5 protein-coding genes and 17 tRNA genes are annotated in these 6,611 nt (G+C 57.0%); 20 read left to right on the top strand and 2 right to left on the bottom strand.

From position 1 onward, the window contains the following. Positions 1–674 precede the first annotated feature (674 nt). Both D3D01_RS14470 and D3D01_RS14465 read right to left on the bottom strand, forming a co-directional pair. Positions 675–1,055, bottom strand: coding sequence for a hypothetical protein (locus D3D01_RS14470; RefSeq protein ID WP_121512656.1), 381 nt, complete (start codon positions 1,053–1,055; stop codon positions 675–677). 126 nt (positions 1,056–1,181) lie between these two features. Further along, entirely contained in the window at positions 1,182–1,544 is a 363-nt protein-coding gene (locus D3D01_RS14465) for a hypothetical protein (RefSeq protein ID WP_121512655.1), read from the bottom strand. Between the two features lie 222 nt (positions 1,545–1,766). Between D3D01_RS14465 and D3D01_RS14460 the strand changes: the two genes are divergently transcribed. The 20 genes from D3D01_RS14460 to D3D01_RS14375 all read left to right on the top strand — a co-directional run bounded on the left by D3D01_RS14460 (position 1,767) and on the right by D3D01_RS14375 (position 6,578). Then, positions 1,767–2,048, top strand: a complete 282-nt coding sequence (locus tag D3D01_RS14460; protein ID WP_121512654.1) for a hypothetical protein — start codon at positions 1,767–1,769, stop codon at positions 2,046–2,048. Between the two features lie 847 nt (positions 2,049–2,895). Beyond that, positions 2,896–3,069 (top strand): hypothetical protein, encoded by a 174-nt coding sequence (locus D3D01_RS23725; RefSeq protein WP_158600467.1) that lies wholly within the window; start codon positions 2,896–2,898, stop codon positions 3,067–3,069. A 218-nt stretch (positions 3,070–3,287) separates the two neighbouring features. Then, positions 3,288–3,362: transfer RNA gene (locus tag D3D01_RS14455), tRNA-Lys, on the top strand. Positions 3,363–3,375: 13 nt separating this feature from the next. Next, a tRNA-Asp gene (locus tag D3D01_RS14450) sits at positions 3,376–3,448 on the top strand. A gap of 260 nt (positions 3,449–3,708) precedes the next feature. After that, positions 3,709–3,781 (top strand) — tRNA-Pro (locus D3D01_RS14445). 3 nt (positions 3,782–3,784) lie between these two features. After that, positions 3,785–3,870, top strand: a tRNA-Ser gene (locus D3D01_RS14440). Positions 3,871–4,043: 173 nt separating this feature from the next. Further along, positions 4,044–4,129 (top strand) — tRNA-Ser (locus D3D01_RS14435). A gap of 187 nt (positions 4,130–4,316) precedes the next feature. Next, positions 4,317–4,398 (top strand) — tRNA-Leu (locus tag D3D01_RS14430). Between the two features lie 3 nt (positions 4,399–4,401). Continuing rightward, a tRNA-Leu gene (locus D3D01_RS14425) sits at positions 4,402–4,483 on the top strand. Between the two features lie 26 nt (positions 4,484–4,509). Continuing rightward, positions 4,510–4,591 (top strand) — tRNA-Leu (locus D3D01_RS14420). Positions 4,592–4,594: 3 nt separating this feature from the next. After that, positions 4,595–4,669: transfer RNA gene (locus D3D01_RS14415), tRNA-Met, on the top strand. Positions 4,670–4,698: 29 nt separating this feature from the next. Continuing rightward, a tRNA-Ala gene (locus D3D01_RS14410) sits at positions 4,699–4,772 on the top strand. A gap of 4 nt (positions 4,773–4,776) precedes the next feature. Beyond that, positions 4,777–4,849 (top strand) — tRNA-Tyr (locus tag D3D01_RS14405). 38 nt (positions 4,850–4,887) lie between these two features. After that, positions 4,888–5,014: transfer RNA gene (locus D3D01_RS23720), tRNA-Arg, on the top strand. A 3-nt stretch (positions 5,015–5,017) separates the two neighbouring features. Then, positions 5,018–5,090, top strand: a tRNA-Glu gene (locus D3D01_RS14400). A 1-nt stretch (position 5,091) separates the two neighbouring features. After that, positions 5,092–5,164: transfer RNA gene (locus tag D3D01_RS14395), tRNA-Val, on the top strand. Positions 5,165–5,327: 163 nt separating this feature from the next. Next, a tRNA-Lys gene (locus D3D01_RS14390) sits at positions 5,328–5,400 on the top strand. Positions 5,401–5,543: 143 nt separating this feature from the next. Then, positions 5,544–5,617: transfer RNA gene (locus D3D01_RS14385), tRNA-Cys, on the top strand. A 1-nt stretch (position 5,618) separates the two neighbouring features. Further along, positions 5,619–5,694, top strand: a tRNA-Glu gene (locus D3D01_RS14380). 62 nt (positions 5,695–5,756) lie between these two features. After that, positions 5,757–6,578 (top strand): DNA polymerase beta superfamily protein, encoded by an 822-nt coding sequence (locus D3D01_RS14375; protein ID WP_121512653.1) that lies wholly within the window; start codon positions 5,757–5,759, stop codon positions 6,576–6,578. Positions 6,579–6,611: the final 33 nt, after the last annotated feature.

The following is a 6,611-nucleotide window of genomic DNA, read 5'->3' as shown; positions in this document are numbered from 1 at the left end:
GTGTCGGCTGTCTCGTCGACAGGTGGCTCGTCGAATCGGGCGGTCACGGCAATGAATCGTTCTGCTACTGTCATAATACCTCTCTACACACGCCGTAGAACTAGGAGTTCGTCATAGAAGCCGTCGCAATGACTGGTCTATCATTCCTGCTCGGACTTCCGGGGTGGTGGTCCGCTAACCAACACTTGGTGGCAGAAGTGGTCCAGTGTTGGTTAGTCGAAAGGTGGCGTAGGACAGTTCAACAGGGTGCTGATTGCAGAACTATTGCTGGTGAATTGGCTGGTCAGTAGGCCTGCGGACCTATATCCTTATGTTGAAGAACGTGGAAGCAGAAAACATGTCCTTGGAGGTTATTGATCAGGCAGAACCAGCCCTACTACTGGGTCTTGGCTGCTTTTCTTTTGCCTATGGCGTGGTCCAATGGACGGGTTCCGTCACATATACTCCTCCTGCCATTGTCTATTTTATTGCAGGAATTGTTGCCTTGCTGTGGGCTGTGTCACTAAACCGTCGTTCGTAACGAGGCTCACCTGTACTGGCCAGATTACCACAAGCAACCGCCTCGATGCTCGCAGTTTCTCGATGCTGTGCAAATATAGAGAGTGCTCAGAACCCTCGCCCGGGTGGGTGCGAAGTATCTAGGCCGACAGCGACAAGTGAGCCCTTACTGTGAGCTATGCCAGTTTGTAATAGACTGAAGTTCCGCTTTCCGTCTCTATTTGTTTGGTCGTCACGATTCCTTCTTCAACAAGCTCGGTGAGTGCTTCGTCAATATCATTGACGACGATTGTCGTGGCGGCAACATCACCGGCGAAGTCGATCAGACCGTCAGCGAACGCCCCAAGTGGATTCTGCGTCCGATCCATAAATACAGGGCTAAAATCAACGCCGAGAGCAATTTCCCGTTCAGTGAATGCTTTGTCCGGGCGCTCGCTTAAGAACGACGTTATGAGGTCTTTTTCAGTTTCGATTGGTCCCTCTTCGTCGTTGGCAATCGGTTCGTCACCACTCGCTTCTACTGTTCCCGACTCGAATTCTTCCTTGGAGATTGGCATTCTGTTTCAACATATAGGTCGAGAGGGCTAATGTTTTGATATCTGTGCAAGATACAGGGCGCATATACAGTAATTACCGCTGACACCTTCGCTTCCACCGATGGACAAGTTGTGTGTCATCAGTCGCTACTGCTGCTGTTGACTCTGTGCATTCGATATAAGCACAAAATACGCAATTATACCGACCGACCATATCAGCACGCCGACAACCTCAGACCCTTGAAGACCAACATATTCTATGAGTGCTAACGGGCCTATGCTCAATCCGAAGACACCGATGGCATGGCCAAGCCTGTCGTCCCTATCATAGAACGTGAATTGCTCACTGAGCAGTGTGACATCATACGCTAAAATGAAGTACGCAACCCCAATGTAGATCGTCGCTATGCTTGATACAAAGAACCAATCCGAAAGCAGGTATTGGTAAACTCCACCACCAATGCAGCAACCAATCAGGACAGCTAGCGGGAGGGACTTTTTGAATGACACACCTCGCTGTTGAAATCGAGTGTGCTTATTTTTGCTGCATAGACCATCTAAATCCAGTGATTGCCCAATGGACCTGTCCGTAGCCGTTACAACAGTAAGTGCTGAATAGACAGTGTGAGTCAGCAACGCTATCAGCACTGTTTCACGCCAACCCCAGATCAGCCTAGTGGCAGGTGCGCGAATCCCCGCAACATTTGAACGTCGCGGGAGATGACACGCTCGATGCCCTCCATCATCGATGAAACCGTGTTCGGCGAACCCTCCAGGGGTCTTGCAGTGGTGTACCTCTGTGGCGCACTTTTGCTGGCCGGGCAGCAAGGGTACTACGTCATCGTCGAAGGGGCGACACCGTTCTATGCTGGACTGTGTCTGAGCGCTGGGATGGCTCTCTCCGGCATTGCCGAGTCCCTGCCGAAACCTCGACGACAGGCAGCTGGCATCTTGCGGGTCACAGCACTCGTCGTGCTGGTGAGCATGCTCGTAATTTTACTCGTCACACCCTAACTCCTCACCAACTAAGAGCGGTGATTGATTCGCATTCACTACTGCCGACAGAGTGTGTTCTTGAGGTCCCCAGTCTGACACTATTTCTATTTCATTACCCTATCGAACCCCTGGTAACTGATAATATAAGCTGCTACAGGCAGAAAAAGGCCTCAAGAGCCTTCTTAAACCTTCTCTGCCCTTCTGAGCGCGTTTTAGAGATATGCCCGCTGCTGTCTGGCGGATTCGAACCCTGAAATAACCGAACGGACTCCCTGATTTAATCCACTCACCCTCCAATTATCTAATGCACCGTGACGCAAACAGAGCTCATAGGGCTGCTGATCAATCTGCTGGCGCTAACCCTCACTGCCTTAGCGGTCGGAATAACAGTGGGGATGGCGTTGGGATGAGCAATCAATAAAGCAGCCTCAATGTTCATTACCGCACTCGTACTAATAGAAATCATCCCAGAGCAGTTGGTGCTGCGCGTCATGGTACGAATCGGGGAGTCCGTCGCGATCCCGGACGTCCTCTGGGGAGATTACGGACAGGTGTGAGAGTCTAAGTCGATCCGAGATTCTCGGTATTCTAGCTCTAGCTCGTCACTCATCGGTTTTCCTTGCCTGCACGGGGATTTCCGTCCGGTGGTCCGCGTTATTATATGAGTCCTCGTATACAATGTAGAGGCTGACCTCCTCTCGACTACACAATCTGTGCTATTCGTGACGACGCGATTTCAGGGGCATCTGCCGCTGCTCTGATCTCAGCTCAGCAGCTCCTGTGTGTATGCGTAACATACCTCGATCAGAATTAATACACCCCGAGTTATGAGCAATAAGTAGACTCACAGACGAGGTGACCCGACATGCTGACTGCTAAGCCCACTCCGCGGCCCGCTTCCCTGCCGATAGCCGTGGGTGGCCCGTGTTTGCTACGCGGTCAGCGTGTCGAACCGGACAGTAATCCCTGGATGGCCTATCGCGTCGAGCAACTCGACGCGATTCCGTCCGGCGATGTCCGGACGTCTTCGCCCGCATAACGCGGCTCCTCACGCGGACTACCCGCTCGGAGCCGGGGAACACGGGCCTGCCGCCTGCTCTAACCTGGCAGTGTCGTCCATCTCGGACGAACTGGCAGGCGTGTTCGCGGCACAGTGACTCTGTTCGTACCCGATAGCGGTGCGGACCTGTGACCGCTGTGGGCCGACCACAGCGCGGTCACGAGCACACAAACGCACAGATAGCGGCGGCGCTGTGCAGCCCCGGAGTCTCCGTTGGCGAGGGACGCGGGACTTTTGATCCCGAGGTCGGGAGTTCAATTCTCCCCGGGGTGATAGCCGTCGCGTGCCGACGTGGTGTAACTCGGCAGCATACGGCCCTGTCACGGCTGAGATTCGGGTTCAAATCCCGACGTCGGCGTACTCGGGAGGCGAAGCCGACCGAGTGCTCGTCGGAACTCGTTCCGACGGCGTCAGATAACGCGGTCGGATGCCCATCGAGGCAGGTACACGCGGTCGACATTGTGTCGACGGCGACGGGCCCGGAAGGGTCTGCAACCTGCATGGACCGGTGTGGCATTCGAGACTGAGCTGACAGTCAAAGCACGCCAACGCGAGGACGGGAGCGAGCGGTCGCTGTCGTCCTCGCACCCACAGACGAATAGACAGACAACCACTTTCGGGTCGATTTTCCAGCGGCCGAAGATCCGTGCCTTGGGGGCACGAGACCGAGGTTCGAATCCTCGTCAACCCATGTGCCGCGATGGTCTAGCCTGGTCGGACGCCTCCCTGCTACGGAGGTTTCCTGCAAGGGATTCCCCGGTTCAAATCCGGGTCGCGGCGTCCGCGCGAGCGGAGCGAGTTCGGGTTCGGGAGAACAGCGTTCTCCCGGCGTCCTGCTGTCACGCAGGGTTGCGGAACATCACTTGCGAGGTGAGACAGGCAGACAGGTGACTGCGCTCAGTTTGAAACTGAGAGCCGAGAGGCTTCGGAGTTCGACTCTCCGTCTCACCGTTGGCAGGGTTTCCCTAGTTCGGCCAAGGGGCCGTGTTGGAACCACGGTGCTCGCGAGGGCACGGGTGTTCAAATCGCCCTCCCGCCCTCAGATGGATTCGTGGTCCAACGGGAAGACACCCGCCTCCAGAGCGGGAGATGGCCGTTCGAAAACCGCTTGCGGTTTTCGAGCCCTGGAAGACGAACGATGCGCGGCGCTTGCGCCGCGACAGGCGAGCGGTGGAACCGCGAGCCGAGTGAGTCTTCCTCTGGTTCGATTCGGTCCGAATCCATTTTCCGCGGTAGCCAAGCGGCCAACGGCGGCGGGCTTAAGACCCGCTGAACAGCTCTTCGAGGGTTCGAATCCCTCCCGCGGAATGCGTCGCTATACCCAAGTGGTCAACGGGGCACGGTTGAGGGCCGTGTGTGCAGACTATCGCAGGTTCGAATCCTGCTGGCGACATGCTGGCTGTGGCTTTTGCAGTGTGTGTCGCCGTACCCAAGTGGCAACGGGAGGCGGCTCAGAACCGCCGGCGTAGGTCCTACCGAGGTTCGAATCCTCGCGGCGACACTCTGCGGGATTGGGTAGCCTGGTCGATCCCGGCTGGCTCATAACCAGCAGACCCACGTTCGAATCGTGGTCCCGCAATCGCAGTTACGGCGAGCGCACCTTCTGTGGGGCCCCTAGCTCAATTGGCAGAGTGCCCGCTTCGCAAGCGAGAGGCTCCGGGTTCGAGTCCCGGGGGTGTCCATCTACTTCCCGTGGTCAAGCGGTCTACGACGCCTCCCTGTAGAGGCGGAGACGCACGTTCGACTCGTGCCGGGAAGATATGGCAGTTGGCTGTTTGGACAGTTGACTGCTGCTTTGGGACGGTGGAAGAGCTTGGTTCACCAACTCTCTCAGCGGGTTTTCACCGGACCTCCGGTGCGACGCTGAGAGTTCCTTCGTCACGCTTCTAACGTGGTCACGCAGGTTCGAATCCTGTCCGTCCCATCTGCTCCAGTGGAGTAGCGGCCAAACTCACGGCTCTCTCACTGCCGAGCCCCCGGTTCGAATCCGGGCTGGAGCATTGGCAGGCAGTCCAGTGGAGTGGACGTGCCGCTCACATCGGCGAGATCGCAGGTTCAAGTCCTGCTCTGCCAATGCAGATCGTAGCTCAGTGGTCAGAGTCCATCGCTGATAACGAGGCGGTCAGCGGTTCGGAAATCGTTGTCCGATTTCCGAGCCTTGCCAGACGCGCACAGCGAAGCGAGCACGTCTAGCTCTGGTTCAAATCCGCTCGCGCCTATGCGTATCGATACACTGTGGGTCCGGAGCCTATGCGGACAGGCAGCCGACTTTTAATCGGCAGACAGCGGGTTCAAATCCCGTCGGGCCCGTCGGAACTACGGTATGATTCCATCGACAGCTGCCGGGCGGTCCCGCCTAGTGCGGGAACTCGGCTGTTACCCGAGTTGTGCGAGGTTCGACTCCTTGGCTCGGCGTGGGGCTTGCACTCCCCCATCCACCGCCCTGTCTTCGTGCCACGGTGGCAGAGCGGTCCAACGCACCCGCCTGCAGAGCGGGACATCGTCGATTCGAATCCGACTCGTGGCTTGCTCCCGGAGTCCCCGCTGGCGAGGGATGCCAGTCTTTCACACTGGAGGTCAGGGGTTCGATTCCCCTCGGGAGCATTCTCGGGCGCTGCTGCGACCCGAGCACTCAACTACGACGCACGAACACGAGGTAGCAAGCAATGACTATCGAACATCTGGACTTGGAGTATAGTGCGGAAGATATCAGAGATTTCATCGAAACTGCTGTTGCCACTCGAGGTTCGGAAAATCGCCCGCGGTTCTACGCAATCACCGGGAGCCATATCTACGGCTTCGACAGCGCGGATAGCGATATCGATGTCCGAGGTCTCCACATGGCCCCGGCAGAGTCGTACGCGTACCTCGATACTCCAGCGGAGGAGGTCACCGTCAACATGGACGGCACTACCGAGGGGTTCGAGGAGTACGCTGAGGTCGATTTGCGGAGCTACGAACTGAAGAAGTTCGCGCAGCTCCTGCAGTCGGCGAACTACAATATCGTCGAGTTGGTCTTCGAAGCGCCGACGGTGATGAACGGAATGCCACTGGAGATGGATGCCTTGCAGGACCTTATCCGGGAGTTCCTCCCGATGAACGTCCCGCACGCCTATCTCGGGATGGCGAAATCCAACTACTACAAGCATCTCGATCCTAAGAAGGCTGAGGGGTACGACCCGCGAGCGAAGAAATTCCTCTACGTCTACCGTGGGCTACTCGGCGCGCAGTACGTCGTCGAGTACGAAGACATCGAGGCTGACATCTTCGACCTTGCCGAGGCCGTCGATGGTGGTGACCCCGAACTCGTCGACGACCTCGTCGCGCACAAGCGCACCGGCGACTCGGCGACTGTTCCGAGCGCTCTCGAAGAGCGGGCCCGGGATGCGATTACCGGCCAGTTCAACGCCATCGGCGAGTTCCCGATGCCGGATAAGAGCGGGTATCGAAAGGCGCTGGACAACTGGATGCGGAAAGTCCGCGCATGATTTTCTCTTTCCTGGTTATTTCGATCGCAATTC

It is taken from the genome of Haloarcula sp. Atlit-7R (assembly GCF_003666065.1).
In the GTDB taxonomy this organism is placed as follows: Archaea; Halobacteriota; Halobacteria; order Halobacteriales; family Haloarculaceae; genus Haloarcula; species Haloarcula taiwanensis.
The sequence above is the reverse complement of the archived record's forward strand: the minus strand, read 5'-3'. Positions and strand labels throughout refer to the sequence as shown.